Origin of the sequence: Cryobacterium breve, assembly GCF_004402375.1 — a bacterium.
Lineage (GTDB): Bacteria > Actinomycetota > Actinomycetes > Actinomycetales > Microbacteriaceae > Cryobacterium > Cryobacterium breve.
Window position 1 is genome coordinate 134,015 of sequence record NZ_SOGJ01000011.1, and the last position, 15,021, is coordinate 149,035.

A 15,021-nucleotide genomic window follows, 5' to 3' on the forward strand; every position below is an offset into this window, starting at 1 on the left:
GACCCACAATCCGCGCTACGGTCAGTAGGTGGCCAAGACAGCAAAACGCACAGGCGTAGCTCCTGCAACTCCCGACGCGGTTCAGGAACTCCAGACGACAGTCCCGGCAGAACCACGGATCGGCCGGATTCCGATCCTCGATCTGTCCCCTCAGCTGAACGACAATCTGTGGCCCGCGAAAGCATTCGTGGGCGAAGCGGTTCCCTTCGCGGCCACGGCGTTCCGCGAGGGACACGATCTCATCGGCGCCATGCTGCTACTGACCGCTCCGGATGGAACCGAGTCTCAGCATCCGATGTCCCCGGGGGCGCCGGGCACCGATCGATGGGAAGCCCTCGTCACCCTGGGCACGCAGGGCCGCTGGACCTATCGCGTGCGCGCCTACGCCGACGACTGGGCCACCTGGCGCCATAACGCGTCGCTGAAGATTCCGGCCGAGGTCGACGTGGAACTCACCTTCCTGATCGGCTCCGCCCTGCTCACGCGCGAAAGTGCCGACAAAAGCCGGCCTCTCCCCGAGCGCCGCGCGTTCACCACGGCCGCCAAGACCCTGATCGATCCGGCAGGGTCCATTGCCACCCGCTTCGCCGTGCTCTCCGACCCGAAGCTGAACGCCGCGGCCGCGGTGCGCCCGATGGCCGGCCTCGAGTCGGTCTCGGAACCCCGCACCGTATTGGTCGAACGCACCCGGGCCGGCGTCGGGTCCTGGTACGAGTTCTTCCCGCGGTCCGAGGGAGCCGTGAAGCGTGCCGACGGATCCTGGCAGAGCGGCACTTTCCGCACAGCCGCGGACCGGCTGCCCGCCGTCGCCGCCATGGGCTTCGACGTGCTGTACCTGCCGCCGATCCACCCGATCGGCCGATCCTTCCGCAAAGGCCCCAACAATACGCTCAACGCCGGACCGAACGACCCGGGATCACCCTGGGCGATCGGATCCGCGGACGGTGGACACGACGCCATCCACCCTGACCTGGGCACCGTGGCGGACTTCCAGTTCTTCCTCGCGGCCGCCCGCGACAACGGACTTGAAATCGCGCTCGACCTGGCCCTGCAGGCGTCTCCCGACCACCCCTGGGTCACCGAGCACCCGGAGTGGTTCACCACCCTGCCGGACGGGTCGATCGCCTACGCCGAGAACCCGCCGAAGAAATACCAGGACATCTACCCGGTGAATTTCGACAACGACCCTCTGGGCATCCGTGCCGAGGTCCTGCGCGTCGTTCGCCACTGGATCGGACTGGGCGTCAGCATTTTCCGAGTGGACAACCCGCACACCAAGCCACTCGACTTCTGGGAGTGGCTGATCCACGAGGTCAACGCCGAATTCCCGGATGTCTTCTTCCTCGCCGAGGCCTTCACCCGACCGGCCCTGCTGCAGGGCCTGGGCAAGGTGGGGTTCCAGCAGTCCTACACGTACTTCACCTGGCGCAACACGAAGGAAGAACTGTCCGAGTTCTTCGAGGGCCTCGCCCACGAGACCGCGGACTTCCTGCGCCCGAACCTGTTCGTGAACACGCCCGACATCCTCTCCGAGTATTTGCAGTTCGGCGGACCCGCGGCCTTCAAGATCCGGGCCGCCCTCGCGGCCACTGCGGCGCCGACCTGGGGCGTCTACACGGGCTTCGACCTCTTCGAAAGCGTGGCCCGCCCCGGCGCCGAGGAGAACATCGACAACGAGAAGTACCAGTACCGGCCGCGTGACTTCGACACGGCCGAGGCCGCCGGCGCCTCCCTGGCGCCGTATCTCACCCGCCTCAACCGCATCCGCTCCGAGCACCCGGCGCTCGGGCAGTTGCGCAACCTCGACATCCACAGCAGCGAGGACAACGACATCCTCGTCTACAGCAAGTTCCTCGACGCGCCGTTCACCGGCACCGGGCAGGCCGACGCGCTGATCATCGTCGCCAACGTGGACCCGCACTCCGTGCGCCAGACCGTCGTGCACCTCGACGTCACCCGGTTCGGTCTCCCCCGCGGCTCCTCGTTCGAGGTCGAAGATCTGATCACCGGCGCCGTCTGGACCTGGTCCGCCGACAACTTCGTGCGCCTCGACGCATTCACCGAACCGGTGCACATCCTGCACGTGAAGGGACCTACACAATGAAGCACGCGAAGGGGAAGGCTGTGAACGCGCTGCCCGTCGTCCCGGACCACGTTCTGGAGGCAGTCGGAGCCGGCAGCTACTACAACCCGCACGAGGTGCTGGGCCAGCACCTGCTCGGCGAGGCCGGCGTCGCCGACCCGCTCACCGTCATCCGTGCCCTCCGGCCGCTCGCGACCGAGGTGTTCGCCGTGCTGCCCACAGGCGCGCACGTGGAAATGTCCCACCTGGGCCACGGGATCTGGCAGGGTGTGAACACGTTTGGCTTGCAGGACTACCTGCTCGAGGCCCGGTACAGTGACGCGCCCACCTGGATCGTCGACGACCCGTACCGCTACGCCCCCACCCTTGGCGAACTGGACCTGCACCTCATCGGCGAGGGCCGCCACGAGCGCCTCTGGGACGTGCTCGGTGCCCACTACCGGCCGACGGCCGGCCCGCTCGGCACCTCCGTCGGCACCTCCTTCGCCGTGTGGGCGCCTCACGCGCGGGCCGTGCGGGTGATCGGTGACTTCAACCAGTGGAGTGGCATCCTGCACGCCATGCGCAACATGGGCAGCACCGGCGTCTGGGAGCTGTTCGTCCCGGGGCTGACCGCGGGCTCCAACTACAAGTTCGAGTTGCAGACCCGCGCGGGCGACTGGGTGCGCAAGGCCGATCCGATGGCCCGCTACACCGAGATCCCCCCCAAGACGGCCTCCGTGATCGGCGAGACCGCCTACGAGTGGGCGGATGCCGGCTGGCTCACCGAGCGCTCCGCCACCGACGCCCACAACCGGGCCATGAGCATCTACGAGATGCATGTGGGCTCGTGGCGTCCGGGGCTCAGCTACCGCGACCTCGCCGACCAGCTGATCGACTACCTGCACGAGCTGGCGTACACGCACGTGGAGTTCATGCCGCTCACCGAGCATCCGTTCGGCGGTTCCTGGGGCTACCAGGTCACCGGCTACTACGCGCCGACGAGCCGGTTCGGCCACCCCGACGACCTGCGGTACCTCATCGACCGGCTGCACCAGGCAGGCATCGGCGTGCTGATGGACTGGGTGCCAGGGCACTTCCCGAAGGATGACTTCGCTCTGGCCCGCTTCGACGGCGAGGCGCTCTACGAGCACCCCGACCCGCGGCGCGGCGAGCAGATGGATTGGGGAACGTACGTCTTCGACTTCGGTCAGAAGCAGGTGCGCAACTTCCTGGTCGCGAACGCGTTGTACTGGCTCGAGGAGTTCCACATCGATGGCCTGCGGGTCGACGCCGTGGCCTCGATGCTCTACCTGGACTACTCCCGCGAAGACGGCCAGTGGGAGCCCAATGTGCACGGGGGCAACGAGAACCTCGAGGCGATCAGCCTGCTGCAGGAGATCACGGCCACAGCGTACAAGCGCAACCCCGGCACGGTCATGATCGCCGAGGAGTCCACTAACTGGGGCGGCGTCACGGCGCCGACCAGCGCCGGAGGCCTCGGTTTCGGCTTCAAGTGGAACATGGGCTGGATGCACGACACGCTGGAGTACATGGCGGTCGACCCGATGTACCGGGCGCACCACCACAACCAGATCACGTTCTCGTTCGTCTACGCGTTCAGCGAGAACTTCTTGCTGCCGATCAGTCACGACGAGGTTGTGCACGGCAAGGGCTCGCTCGTCGCGAAGATGCCCGGAGACTCCTGGCAGCAGCTCGCGAACATGCGCGCCTACTTCGCGTTCATGTGGGCACACCCCGGCAAGCAACTGCTGTTCATGGGCCAGGAGTTCGGGCAGCGCTCCGAGTGGAGCGAGGCACGCGGTCTGGACTGGTGGACCCTCGACCAGCCCGCCCACCGCGGTCTGTTCACGCTGGTCGGCCAGCTCAACCGGGTGTATCGCGCCAACCCGAGCCTCTGGGCCCTGGACAACGACCCGAGTGGATTCGAGCTGCTCGACGGCGGGGCCGCGGCCCAGAACGTCGTCTCGTTCCTGCGCTGGGACGCCGACGGCACGCCCATCGCCTGCCTGTTCAACTTCTCCGGTCAGCCGCACAACGACTACCAGGTGGGACTGCCGTTCGCCGGGGTCTGGGAAGAGATCCTGAACACGGATGCCGACGAGTTCGGCGGGTCCGGGGTCGGAAACCTGGGTGCCGTGACCGCGGTCGACGTTCCGTGGGCCGGGCGCCCGGCATCCACTGTGCTGACGCTGCCTCCACTGGCCGGTCTCTGGTTGCGCCTCACGCGCTGAGCGCAGTCCGGCTCAGGCAAGAAGGGTCCTCTCACCACCGGTGAGAGGACCCTTCTTCGCGCAGTTCAGGCGCGGAACCTCGAGGTCGGGCGCGGAGGTCTAGTAGAGCAGAGCGGTGAGGCGGGAGCGCGTGGGCGGCACCCGCGGGTCATCTTGTCCGACGACCTCGAACAGCTCCAGGATGCGCTGACGGATCTCATTGCGCCCGGCCGGGTCCTGCGCGGGGAAGAGAGCCAGCAGACGGTCGAAGGCGTCCTCGATGTGCCCGCCGGAGAGGTCGAGATCGGCCACCGTGAGCTGCGCCTGCAGGTCGTCGGGGGCGGCCGCGGCGGCTGAGCGGATTTCGGCCATGGTCTTGCCGTGCAGCCGGGCCAACAGGCTCACCTGGGCGAGGCCCGCGACAGCCATCTGGTCCCGCGGGTCCCGGGCCAGAGCGGTCTTGTAGAGCGCGATCGCGGCGTCGTAGTCTCCGCGCTCGATGGCGTCGTAGGCCTCCTGGTGCAGCGGCGGCACCTCGGGCTCGGCGGGGGCGGACGCCTCGGCGGCCTCGCCCTCGGCGCTGCCGGCGGCCTCGGGGGGCAGCGCCGTGGCGGTGACGCCGTGCTGCGCCGCGAGCTCGAAGACGCGGTGCAGAACCTCGCGCACCTGACCCTCCGGCAACGCGCCGCTGAAGAGCTGCACGGGCTGGCCACCGATGACGGCGGCCACCGTCGGGATGGATTGCGCCTGGAAGGCCTGGGTGAGCTGTGGGTTCGAGTCCACGTCGACCGTGGCCAGCACGAACCGACCCGCGTACTCCAGGACCAGCTTCTCCAGGATCGGGGTCAGCTGCTTGCACGGCTCACACCATTCGGCCCAAAGGTCGACGATGACCGGAACGCTCATCGAGAGTTCCAGGATCTCGCCGAAGTTCGCATCCGTGCCCTCGAGTACGAGGCTGGGTACGGCGACGGGACCGGCCGCGGGCGCACCGGGCGCACCGACCTCCGCCGTGGCACCGGGCGCCGGCGCCGCCGGACGGTTCACCAGGGAGGACAAGTCGACGGCACCGCGCAGGTTCATGCCGGATGGGGGGACAACACTCATGGAAGCTCCGTTGATGAGATCAGACCCTGGGAGAAGCCAAGGAGGACTATTTTTTCGTTCGAACCGGCGGCCGGCACGTGGAACAGGAGCTGGTCGCCGTACGTGCTGGTGATGCCCTTGGCTGTGGCCGAGATGCCGGAGAGCGCCTTGCTGGCACCTTCGGTGCCGACCGTCGCTCCGGGATCCACCGGCTTGACCGTCTCGGTCTCGGTCAGGCTCACGGCGACGATACTGCCGGAGTCATTGGTCGCCAATGCCACGGTGCGACCGGTACCTGCGGCTGCGGCGAATTCGATCGACGCGGTGCTCGGCAACTTCTCCCGGCGCGAGGTTTGCAGCTCGGCGACCTGCGTACGGAAGCTGTCGCCCTCCGCCTCGAACAGCGGGAAAGAGGTGCTGGCCTCACCCAGAGACAGCACGTCCGCATAGGCTGCCGCGACCTGGTCGGGCGAGAGTAGGAGGAAGGTCGAGTCCGGTGCGATGACCGGGGCGCCGATGGTGGCCGGAGCGACCTTCGGCACGATGGCCGCGGCCTCGAGCTGGATCATGTACTCGACCAGGTAGTCGGCGCGGGGCGTCTCCTGGCGCAGGACCAGCGCCGTGGGAGCAGCGGAGGGGTCCGCCTCGTCCTGCAGGACGGTCATGACGACGCGAGGCCAGGTGGAGGACTGCTGCGGCAGGGTGAGCCGCAGGGACGTTGACGGCAGCGTCGGCAGGCCGGCTATGGCCGGGTCGGCGGCACGGATCGTGTAGTTCGCCAGGCGCTTCTCCAGGGCAGGCCCGGTGAACCGGGTGGCGAGGCTGTCCGCGTTGAGGTTCGCATCGGCATCCGCCGTCACCGTGGCGATCTCGGTCACAATGCGTTCCAGCTGCGGAACGGTTACGGCGGGAGGCGGAACGTCCTGGGTCGGCGCCGCGGTTCCGGTCGGGGTCGGCGTCGCGCTCACCGCGGCCTCGGGAGACGTGCCCCTGGGCCAGAAGTCTGCCGAGCAACCGCTCAGCACGAGGCCGCTGACCAGTATCACCGGAATGGCGACCATGGACCGGGTGATGGGCTTGCGCGGGCCCGTGATCTGGCTCGCCTTGATCCCCTTCGGGCGCGGCACGCGCGGAAGCCGCGGCATCCGTGGGCCGCGGGGAAGGTTGCGGCGCGGTCCGTGGGAGCGCCGCAGGTGCAGCAGCGCGAGCAGGTAGATGATCAGGCCGATCACGCCGACGACACCACCGCCCACGATCAGCGGGCCGGCTAGCGGTGTGGAGTTGTCGGTGGGCCAGGACAGGCTCACCTCGGTCGGCGCGGGGGCCGTGCCGTCGGAGGCGAGGATCATCGAGATGCCGTCAGGCACCTTCACCGTTGTGGTCAGCGTGTCCGCTGCGGTGAACTCCTGCAGCCAGAGGTCGGAGCCAGCGGGATTGGTGATCGTCTCCGGCTCGGCAGCAGGGGCGGTCGAACCGGGCTCGACGACCGGCTCGACGACCGTGCTGCTGAGCGTCGCTGCGTTCTTGGCCAGCCGGATATCGGCGTAGGGTTCGTCGCCGAGCCACGCCTTCACGTCGCCGGTGCGGCCGTAGGCCATGAATACCGTGTCGGAACCGCTGATGGTGATGGTCTGGCTGCCTGGGCGGGCATTGAGCGCACTGGGCGCGACGACCGCGAACCGGGCGTCTGCGGCAACGGTGGCACTCAGGCTCACCGAGGCAGGCTCGAGGAAAATGGTCCGTTGGGCGATTCCGAGAACAATCATCGCCGCCGCTAGGACGAATGCCGCAATGGCAAGAACAAAACGCACGTCAACCCTCCTGTGTCGCCGGCCGCTCATCACGCGCTCAGGCGCGCACGACCCGGATTCGGACCGGATCAGCAACAGACAGGACGTCTCACGATACTGGATGCCCCTGAGAGGCACCTAATAGCCCCTCAAGTTGGGACATGCCACCTCCGTCACAACAGACTAAAATCATGGGGGCTCCCCTTGTAAGTCCATAAACAGGGGTCAGAGCTCCATTTTGAGGAGATAGCGTGGCGAACGAAGAAGCCGATTTCACCCAGGTATTCCGGGGATATGACCGGGATGAGGTCGACAAATCCATCCAGGGGCTGCGCCGCGACCTGATCCAGGCGAACACTCTCGGTACCGAGGCGAAGAAGGAGATCAAGCGCCTCAACACGCACATCGACGACCTGAACGCTGAAATCGAAGAGGTGGGAAGTCCCACATTCTCGGGCCTCGGCACCAAGCTCGAGAACACCCTGCGCGTTGCCGAGGAGCAGTCGACTCGCGTGATCGCCCAAGCCGACATCGACGCCGAGCGGCTGCGCGCATCCGCTGCCAGTGAGGTGCAGACGCTGCGCCGGGAGGGTAAGGAAGCTGTCGATCGGGCGTTGTCGGACGCCGCGGTGAAGGCCGGGCGCATCCTCGACGACGCCGTCGCCGAGGCCGACGACCTTCTCGCCCGCGCCCACGACGACTCCACCACCCTGACCGGGGACGCCGTACACGAAGCGGCGGCCATCCGGGGCGCCGTGGCTACCGAGGCCGCCGAGTTGCGTGCCACCGTGAAGCGGGAGGTGGCCGCGATCCGCTCCGAAGCGGAGCGCGAGGCCTCCGAGATGCGCGTCGTGGCTCAGCGTGAGGCGACTGAGGCCCGCGAGGTCGCTGCCGGACTTACCAGCGAGACCGAACTGACCCGTGCCGAGGTCGCCCACGAACTCGATCAGCAGCGTGCCGACCTGGCCAGGGAGACCGAGCAGGCCCGCATCGACCTCGCCTCCGAAACGGACCAGCACCGCATCGACCTGGCCAGGGAGACCGAGCAGGCCCGCATCGATCTCGCTCACGTGACCGAACAGGCCAACACCGACCTGGCCATCGAGATCGAGCAGGCCCGGACAGACCTCGATCGAGAAATCGAACAGTCCCGCGCCGAGTTGGCAATCGAGCGCGACCAGGCCCAGACCGAAGTGACGCGCGACCTTGAACGCCAGCGCGCTGACCTCGCCCGCGAGATCGAGAAGGCGCGCGCCGACGTCGTCGCGGAGATCGAGCAGTCCCGAGCCGACCTCGGCCGCGACCACGAGCAGACCCGGGCCGATTTCGCCGCCGACAGCGAGCAGTTGCGCATCGACCTGGAGAATCACCTCACAGCCGCACGCAAGCGCGGTGAGCACGAGGCCGCGAAGCTCAAGCGGGAGATCGATCAGACTCGCGCCGACCTCGACGTTGAGCTGAAGGCCCGCCGGGACGAAGCAGAGCAGGGCCAGCTGGTCCGGCACCAGGAAGCCGTGGCCCAGACGCAGAAGTTCGTCAGCGACGCCACCCGGCAGCTGACCGAGACCAACCAGCGCACGGTGGAGTTGCGCGCTCTGAACGACCAGCTCGACGCATCCGCCCGGGACGAGGCCAAGGTGTCCAAAAAAGCTGCGGAGGACACCTCCGAGCGCATCGTCAGGGACGCCGAGGCGCGGGCGACCGCCCTCGTGAGCGAAGCCGAAACGCGCACTCGCGTTCTCGTAGCGGATGCCGAGGAACGCCTCTCCCAGATTAGGATTGAGCGTGACGCTGTTGCAGGCTACTTCGAGAGCCTGCGCGGACTGCTCACGCAGGCGGAGAAGGTCACCGCCGGCGACGGCGACGAGTCCTGACACCCGCAGTCGTCACGACCAGCACCACCAGCACCCGCCCAGCACCGCCGTAATACCGACGTCCAGGCGTCGTGGGGAGAACCGTGAAGATTCAGAATGCCTTTCGCGTCGGGCTGATCGGGACCCTCGGCGTCGGCGTCGGTCTGTTGATCATCTCCTCGGTGATCACCTTGCAGACGATCATCACCTACATCGGTGCGGCGCTGTTCCTCGCGCTCGGGCTCGATCCGGCCGTGTCCTGGCTGGAGAAGAAGAAATTTCCCCGGTGGGCTGCCATCCTCACGGTTCTCGTCGCCGTGATCGGGGTGCTGACCGGAGTTATCTTCGCCGTCGTGCCGATCATCGTCGACCAGGTCTCCAAGCTCTCCAAGGCCGTCCCGGACCTGATCGAGTCGATCAACACCTCCACCTTCCTCTCCGATGTGCAGAAACAGTTCCCGGCCCTTCCGCTGTCGAAGATCACCGAGTCGGTCACCGAATTCGTCGGTGGCAACATCAGCAGCATCACCAGCACGATCATCCAATCCGGCCTGGCCATCGTTAGCGGGCTTTTCGGCGCCCTGATCATCCTGATCCTCACGCTTTACTTCACGGCGTCGCTGAACAGCATCAAACAGGCCATGTATCAGCTGGTACCGGCCTCTAAGCGCGCTCGGTTCGCTGATCTCAGCGAGCAGATCACGACATCCGTCGGCCGCTTCGTCATCGGCCAAGGTGCCTTGGCGCTCTGCAACGGTGTGCTGAGCTTCATCTTCTTGTCGATCATCGGCGCGCCGTTCCCGGCACTGCTCGCGCTGATCGCGTTCCTCTTCTCGCTGATCCCCCTCGTCGGCACTATCACCGGCTCGATCATCATCGTGCTGACCTGCCTCATTCCCGGGATCGGCAGCTCGACGTTCACCGCACTGGTCGCCGGGATCTACTACCTGATCTACATGCAGGTGGAGGCATACCTGCTCAGCCCCAACATCATGAACCGGGCCGTGGCCGTTCCCGGCGCAGTCGTCGTGGTTGCCGCCCTCGCCGGCGGCAACCTTCTGGGCATTCTGGGCGCTCTGATCGCCATTCCTGTCGCCGCGGCGATCATCATGATCATCAAACAGGTCGTGATCCCCCGTCAGAACGAGCTCTAGACCGGAGTGGTCCACTCCTGCGGCAGCGGTGCGGCCGCCGGATTGACGACCGCGACGATCTCGTCGAGCACCCTCCGTGTGGCACTCTCTCCCACCCACAGGTGTTTCCCGCCCTCCACGGCGATGAAACGAGTGCCTGGCACGCTCGCGAAGCGCTGCCGGGCCTCCTCTGGGCGAAGGTAGTCGTCGAATTCGGGGATGACCGCGACCAGCTGTGCGCCGCGGCCCGCCCACGCGGCCAGCTCGGCGCCGGTCGCCCGGTGCAGGGGCGGCGACAGCAGAATTGCGCCCCGGATCGGGTGCTCAAGACCGTACTTGACGGCCAGTTCGGTGCCGAACGACCACCCGAGCAGCCAAGGGTCAGGCAGGCCGCGCTCGGCGATGAACGCCATGGCCGCCGCCACGTCCAGCCTCTCGGCCACGCCGTCGCCGAAGCTGCCGTCGCTCGTGCCGCGCGGCGAACTCGTGCCGCGGGTGTTGAAACGCAGCACCGCCAGGTCTGCGAGGGCCGGGAGTCTCGCCGCCGCCTTGCGCAGAATGTGCGAGTCCATGAAGCCGCCGTGGGTGGGCAGCGGATGCAGCGTCACGAGAGTCGCGACCGACGGCCGGCCGAGTGGGGTGGCCAGCTCACCGACCAGGGTGAGCCCGTCCGCCGTGTGCAGCTCGATTTCTTCGCGCACGGCCGGCAACTCGATACCGCCACGAATCTCGACGCTGGAACCCATGGTTTCTCCCTCGGTGCCGAATCGGCTATTTGATCTTCCAACAGTGCGAGTGCCAGTGGCGCCTCGCGGCAAGGTCTGCTGCCTCACCCATCACGCCGTCGCCACGCCAAGCCACGACGTGCGCGGTTCCCGGGGACACCTCGCCGTGGCAGCCCGGACAGACGTACGATTTCACGGCCTGGGGGCCGGATACGGGCTGCACCGTCCAGAGTCCGTCCCGACGGGTCTCCGTGCGCCGCCAGCCGGCACGCATCCGTTCGATACCGTCGTCACCCGAAGCCGGACCGGGCTTACGGCCACGGGGTCGGTTGCTGCGGGCCATTGGGACAGTCTACGTGCGGCCTCGGAATGGACGAGCGCTAGTACCAGCCGACGTCGCCGGAGTGCGCCCACGCGCCGCACGGAGTTCCGTAGCGACCGGAGATGTAGCCGAGGCCCCAGTCGATCTGGGTGGCGGCGTTGGTCTGCCAGTCATCGCCGGCCGTGGCCATCTTGGAGCCGGGGAGGGCCTGCGGAATGCCGTAGGCGCCGCTCGAGCTGTTCTCGGCGTTGACGCGCCAGCCGGACTCCTTGTTCCACAACGACACCAGGCAGTTGAACTGATCGTCACCCCAGCCACGGGCGGCCACGGCGTCAGCCGCGATCGCCTGGGCGGAGCCCGGGTCGGGGACTGCGGCGGACGGAGCGGTGCTCGACGTCGACTTGGCTGCGGAAGGCGCTGCCACCGGAGCAGCGACGGGAACGGGCTTGGGCTTTTCCGTGACGGTGAATCCGTCACGAGTGAACGTGTTCGCGGCCACGGCACCGGCCACTTGGATCTGCTGAGTGGCCTCACCCCCGAAGCGGTCACCGGCGACCTGGAAATAGGGGGACGCAGTCGCACCGGAATACGGGTCCACGACGCTCACGAGAACGAAAGCCGCAGCAGCCGTGAAAGCGAAGACGAAGAGGGACACTTCCCCGCGGGAGCGAGACCTGTTCATTCTGACCTTGACGGGTCTGGTGGCGTGTTCGGACGAAATGATCTCTAGATGTCTACCCACGATTTGTCGATCTTATCTGAAATCCGCCATAACAGCCAGATAACGGGCCGATCGACCACAGGGTTGATTCAGCGGACGGCCAGGATGACGTCGACTACACCGTCGAGAACCACGTCTACCTGGGCTTCGCGGTAGCCACCGCGCTGCGGGCGGAAAACGGCGCAGCGCACATCATCGACCGTGATCGGGGAACCATCTTCGAAATACCGCACCAGTCGCTGGGAGAACCGGTCGACATCCGCCCGGTTGTAGCCGACATTCAGAATGCTCACCCGGTGGAAGCGGTGACCGTCTGCGCGGCTGAGCCGGTTCACGAGCACCTGGGCCACATCGTGCACCTCGGCGAGCCAAGCCTCTCGGCCCTGGGTCTGCGCCGCCCGGTCACGGTCGCGGGTTGCGAAGGCGTCCTCCAGCCGCTCGAGGGCCGCGTCCACATGTGCGGGCGAGTAGCCGCCCTTGTGCATGTTGAACGCGGTGTGACGAATGTCTTCGGCCGTCAAAACGGCACCGTCGTCGACGCCGTCATAGGCCCTGCGTGCAACGGCGAGGAACTCATCGACCTGCACAGCGCTGTAGCCGAGCGTCTTCTTGCCGGTGCGGGGGAACGTGGTGGTCACCGCTTCATTCTGCCTCACGTGCTCTCGCCTCACGAATCCGACGGCAGCTAGGCGAAGATCAAGTAAAGGGCGTATGCGGCCGCGGCAGACGGCAGGATCGAATCCAGCCGGTCCAGGAATCCGCCGTGGCCTGGCAGCCAGGAGCTCATGTCCTTGATGCCGAGGTCACGTTTGATCAGGGATTCCGCCAAATCGCCGAAGGTGGCGCTGAGCAGGATGACTGCCCCGAAGATCAGGCCGAACCACCAAGGCTGACCGAGCATGAAAACGGAGAGTAGAACGCCCACGCCGAGGCAGGCCACACCGGCGCCGGCGAATCCTTCCCAGGTCTTCTTCGGGCTGATCGTGGGAACCATGCGGTGCTTGCCGAAGCTCAGGCCGGCCGCATACGCCGCCGTGTCGGAGGAGATCACGAGCAGGAGAAAGGCGAGGGTCCACCACTGTCCATCGGGTTGGGCGACCAGAAGCACCGAGAAACTGCCCAGGAACACGACATAGGACTGGATGAGGAAGCCGCCGCCGATGTCACCACGCACGTCCCTCGCCGGGGCGCGGTGTTCCTTCCGGAGCAGGAGCGCAAGGCGCCAGAGCCCGATCAGCACGATGCCTGCGAGCGTGGCCAGCCACTGCCCTGCCGCACCGAGGTAAAATGCCGCTGGCACGACGCCCACGGATGCCAGCACCACCGGTACCCGAGGAACGTTGCGACCGGCGTGACGGAGCGCCTGGGCCAATTCAAACGCCGTGAAGCCCACGAAGGCGATCGCGCAAACCATGAACAGGTCTTTGATGAAGATCAGGCTGAACAACATGAACAGCCCCAAGGCGAGACCGATCAGGGTGGCCAGGATCAGGTTGCGTCCTGTGCGCGCCTGGATGCGTTCCTGGGTAGCGTCCAATTGCGCCCGGGTCGCCAGCATCTGACGTTCGATGTCGGCACGTTTCGACTGCATCTGGGCGCGGAATTCGGCACGGCTGACGCCACGCTCGCGCTTGCCGGGCAGCCCCTGGCGTGAATCGCCTGAATCGCCTGAATCGTCCGTCATGAGGCTGGCTCGTCCTTAGATCTCGAGGAGTTCGGCTTCTTTACGCTTGAGGGCGTCGTCGATCGCGTCCACGTGGGCCTTGGTGATGAGCTCGAGTTCCTTCTCAGCGCGAGCCACGTCGTCGTCCCCCACTTCGCTCTTCAGGGCGTCGAGCTCGTCCTTCGCCTTGCGGCGCAGGTTGCGCACGGACACCTTGGCGTCTTCGGCTTTGGTGCGTACGATCTTGACGTACTCCTTGCGGCGGTCGGCGGTCAGCTCCGGCAGTGTGGCACGGATGACGTTGCCGTCGTTGCCGAGGTTGGCGCCCAGGTTCGGCGTGTCGCGGATGGCTTGCTCGATGTCGCGCAGGGCACCCTTGTCGTACGGGCCGATCAGGAGCGTGCGCGCTTCCTGGTTCTGAAGGGACGCGAGCTGCTCCAGCGGCGTCTGGGTACCGTAGTAGTTGACCAGGATCTTGGCGAACATCTGCGGGTTCGCTCGTCCGGTTCGAACGGTCGCGAAGTCGTCTTTGGCGGCTTCGACGGCCTTGTTCATGCGGGCGGTGGCGTCGGACAGAACATCCGTGATCACGGTGACTCCTTCTTCGATGGCAGTGACAAGCTTAGTTGGAGACGAGGGTTCCCAGATCGGCGCCGAGAATGGCGGCCGTCACGTTGCCGTGGGGAGCCATGCCGAAAACCTGCATGGGCATCCCGTTGTCCATGCACAGGCTGAACGCGGTCGAGTCGACGACCTTGAGACCGCGCTGCAGGGCATCCTGGTACGTGATGCGGTCGATCTTGTGCGCATCGGGGTTGGTGCGCGGGTCGTCGGAGTAGACGCCGTCGACGCCGTTCTTGGCGACAAGCACGATGTCCGCGTCGATCTCGAGGGCTCGCTGCGCGGCGACGGTGTCGGTTGAGAAGTAGGGCAGCCCGGCGCCGGCACCGAAGATGACAACTCGGCCCTTCTCGAGGTGGCGCTCCGCGCGACGCGGGATGTACGGTTCGGCAACCTGTGTCATCGCGATGGCGGACTGAACCCGCGTCTCGGCCCCGGCCTGCTCCAGGAAGTCCTGCAGGGCGAGGGCGTTCATGACGGTCCCGAGCATGCCCATGTAGTCGGCCCGCCCGCGGTCCATGCCGCGCTGCGACAATTCGGCGCCGCGAAAGAAGTTGCCACCGCCGACGACGATCGCGATCTCGACCTGCTTGGCCGCTTCGGCGATCTCTCGGGCGAGGGCGCTGATCACGTCGGGGTTGACACCGAGGCTGCCTGCCCCGAACGCTTCACCGGAAAGTTTGAGGACGACCCTGCGCTTCTTGACCGTGTCTGACATGCTGTGCGCTTCTTCCCGTTGTGCTCTGCGTTCTGTGCTTCTTCTAAAGCTACTGTGTGGACTACTGGGTGCCCACACAGAGAAGGAGACCGG

The 15,021-nt window shown here is 66.6% G+C and carries 13 protein-coding genes; 4 read left to right on the forward strand and 9 right to left on the reverse strand.

What is annotated here, in order from left to right; translation table 11 throughout:
• Window positions 1-28: 28 nt before the first annotated feature.
• Window positions 29-2,104 carry an alpha-1,4-glucan--maltose-1-phosphate maltosyltransferase gene (locus E3O65_RS03800; protein ID WP_174722258.1) on the forward strand — a complete coding sequence of 692 codons (2,076 nt, stop codon included), beginning with the start codon at window positions 29-31 and terminating at the stop codon, window positions 2,102-2,104.
• Window positions 2,101-4,317, forward strand: a complete 2,217-nt coding sequence (gene glgB / locus E3O65_RS03805; protein WP_134362411.1) for a 1,4-alpha-glucan branching protein GlgB — start codon at window positions 2,101-2,103, stop codon at window positions 4,315-4,317. Before E3O65_RS03800 ends, glgB begins: the two co-directional genes overlap by 4 nt.
• Before the next feature lie 99 nt (window positions 4,318-4,416).
• Here the strand turns inward: glgB and E3O65_RS03810 are convergent, their stop codons facing one another.
• Entirely contained in the window at window positions 4,417-5,403 is a 987-nt protein-coding gene (locus E3O65_RS03810; RefSeq protein ID WP_134362412.1) for a tetratricopeptide repeat protein, read from the reverse strand.
• Complete coding sequence (locus E3O65_RS03815) at window positions 5,400-7,193, reverse strand: DUF8094 domain-containing protein (RefSeq protein ID WP_134362413.1); 1,794 nt, start codon at window positions 7,191-7,193, stop codon at window positions 5,400-5,402. Before E3O65_RS03815 ends, E3O65_RS03810 begins: the two co-directional genes overlap by 4 nt.
• 230 nt (window positions 7,194-7,423) lie before the next feature.
• Between E3O65_RS03815 and E3O65_RS03820 the strand changes: the two genes are divergently transcribed.
• Window positions 7,424-9,046: a coiled-coil domain-containing protein gene (locus E3O65_RS03820; RefSeq protein WP_134362414.1), complete on the forward strand. Its 1,623-nt coding sequence runs from the start codon at window positions 7,424-7,426 to the stop codon at window positions 9,044-9,046.
• Between the two features lie 83 nt (window positions 9,047-9,129).
• Window positions 9,130-10,179, forward strand: coding sequence for an AI-2E family transporter (locus tag E3O65_RS03825; protein WP_134362415.1), 1,050 nt, complete (start codon window positions 9,130-9,132; stop codon window positions 10,177-10,179).
• Here E3O65_RS03825 and E3O65_RS03830 read toward each other — a convergent pair.
• From E3O65_RS03830 to pyrH, 7 genes are all read right to left on the reverse strand, one after another.
• Complete coding sequence (locus tag E3O65_RS03830; protein WP_134362416.1) at window positions 10,176-10,904, reverse strand: alpha/beta hydrolase; 729 nt, start codon at window positions 10,902-10,904, stop codon at window positions 10,176-10,178. The two genes, E3O65_RS03825 and E3O65_RS03830, sit on opposite strands and share 4 nt — an antisense overlap.
• Before the next feature lie 25 nt (window positions 10,905-10,929).
• Entirely contained in the window at window positions 10,930-11,226 is a 297-nt protein-coding gene (locus E3O65_RS03835; RefSeq protein ID WP_134362417.1) for a hypothetical protein, read from the reverse strand.
• Window positions 11,227-11,263: 37 nt separating this feature from the next.
• Window positions 11,264-11,887: an aggregation-promoting factor C-terminal-like domain-containing protein gene (locus E3O65_RS17100; RefSeq protein ID WP_241985650.1), complete on the reverse strand. Its 624-nt coding sequence runs from the start codon at window positions 11,885-11,887 to the stop codon at window positions 11,264-11,266.
• Window positions 11,888-12,015: 128 nt separating this feature from the next.
• Complete coding sequence (locus E3O65_RS03845; protein WP_134362418.1) at window positions 12,016-12,564, reverse strand: DivIVA domain-containing protein; 549 nt, start codon at window positions 12,562-12,564, stop codon at window positions 12,016-12,018.
• 47 nt (window positions 12,565-12,611) lie between these two features.
• On the reverse strand, window positions 12,612-13,610 hold the full coding sequence (locus E3O65_RS03850; RefSeq protein WP_241985651.1) for a phosphatidate cytidylyltransferase: 999 nt from the start codon (window positions 13,608-13,610) through the stop codon (window positions 12,612-12,614).
• Between the two features lie 15 nt (window positions 13,611-13,625).
• The gene (frr, locus tag E3O65_RS03855; protein WP_134362419.1) at window positions 13,626-14,180 is read right to left on the reverse strand and encodes a ribosome recycling factor; all 555 of its coding nucleotides are present in this window, start codon (window positions 14,178-14,180) and stop codon (window positions 13,626-13,628) included.
• A gap of 31 nt (window positions 14,181-14,211) precedes the next feature.
• Window positions 14,212-14,928 (reverse strand): UMP kinase, encoded by a 717-nt coding sequence (gene pyrH, locus E3O65_RS03860; RefSeq protein ID WP_134362420.1) that lies wholly within the window; start codon window positions 14,926-14,928, stop codon window positions 14,212-14,214.
• Window positions 14,929-15,021 lie beyond the last annotated feature (93 nt).

What these genes read in the sequence shown, in the direction of transcription:
- glgB (WP_134362411.1), top strand. Translation starts at nt 2,101, where the DNA reads ATGAAGCACGCGAAGGGGAAGGCTGTGAACGCGCTGCCCGTCGTCCCG.
- E3O65_RS03810 (WP_134362412.1), bottom strand. Translation starts at nt 5,403, where the DNA reads ATGAGTGTTGTCCCCCCATCCGGCATGAACCTGCGCGGTGCCGTCGAC.
- E3O65_RS03830 (WP_134362416.1), bottom strand. Translation starts at nt 10,904, where the DNA reads ATGGGTTCCAGCGTCGAGATTCGTGGCGGTATCGAGTTGCCGGCCGTG.
- E3O65_RS03835 (WP_134362417.1), bottom strand. Translation starts at nt 11,226, where the DNA reads ATGGCCCGCAGCAACCGACCCCGTGGCCGTAAGCCCGGTCCGGCTTCG.
- E3O65_RS17100 (WP_241985650.1), bottom strand. Translation starts at nt 11,887, where the DNA reads ATGAACAGGTCTCGCTCCCGCGGGGAAGTGTCCCTCTTCGTCTTCGCT.
- E3O65_RS03850 (WP_241985651.1), bottom strand. Translation starts at nt 13,610, where the DNA reads ATGACGGACGATTCAGGCGATTCAGGCGATTCACGCCAGGGGCTGCCC.
- pyrH (WP_134362420.1), bottom strand. Translation starts at nt 14,928, where the DNA reads ATGTCAGACACGGTCAAGAAGCGCAGGGTCGTCCTCAAACTTTCCGGT.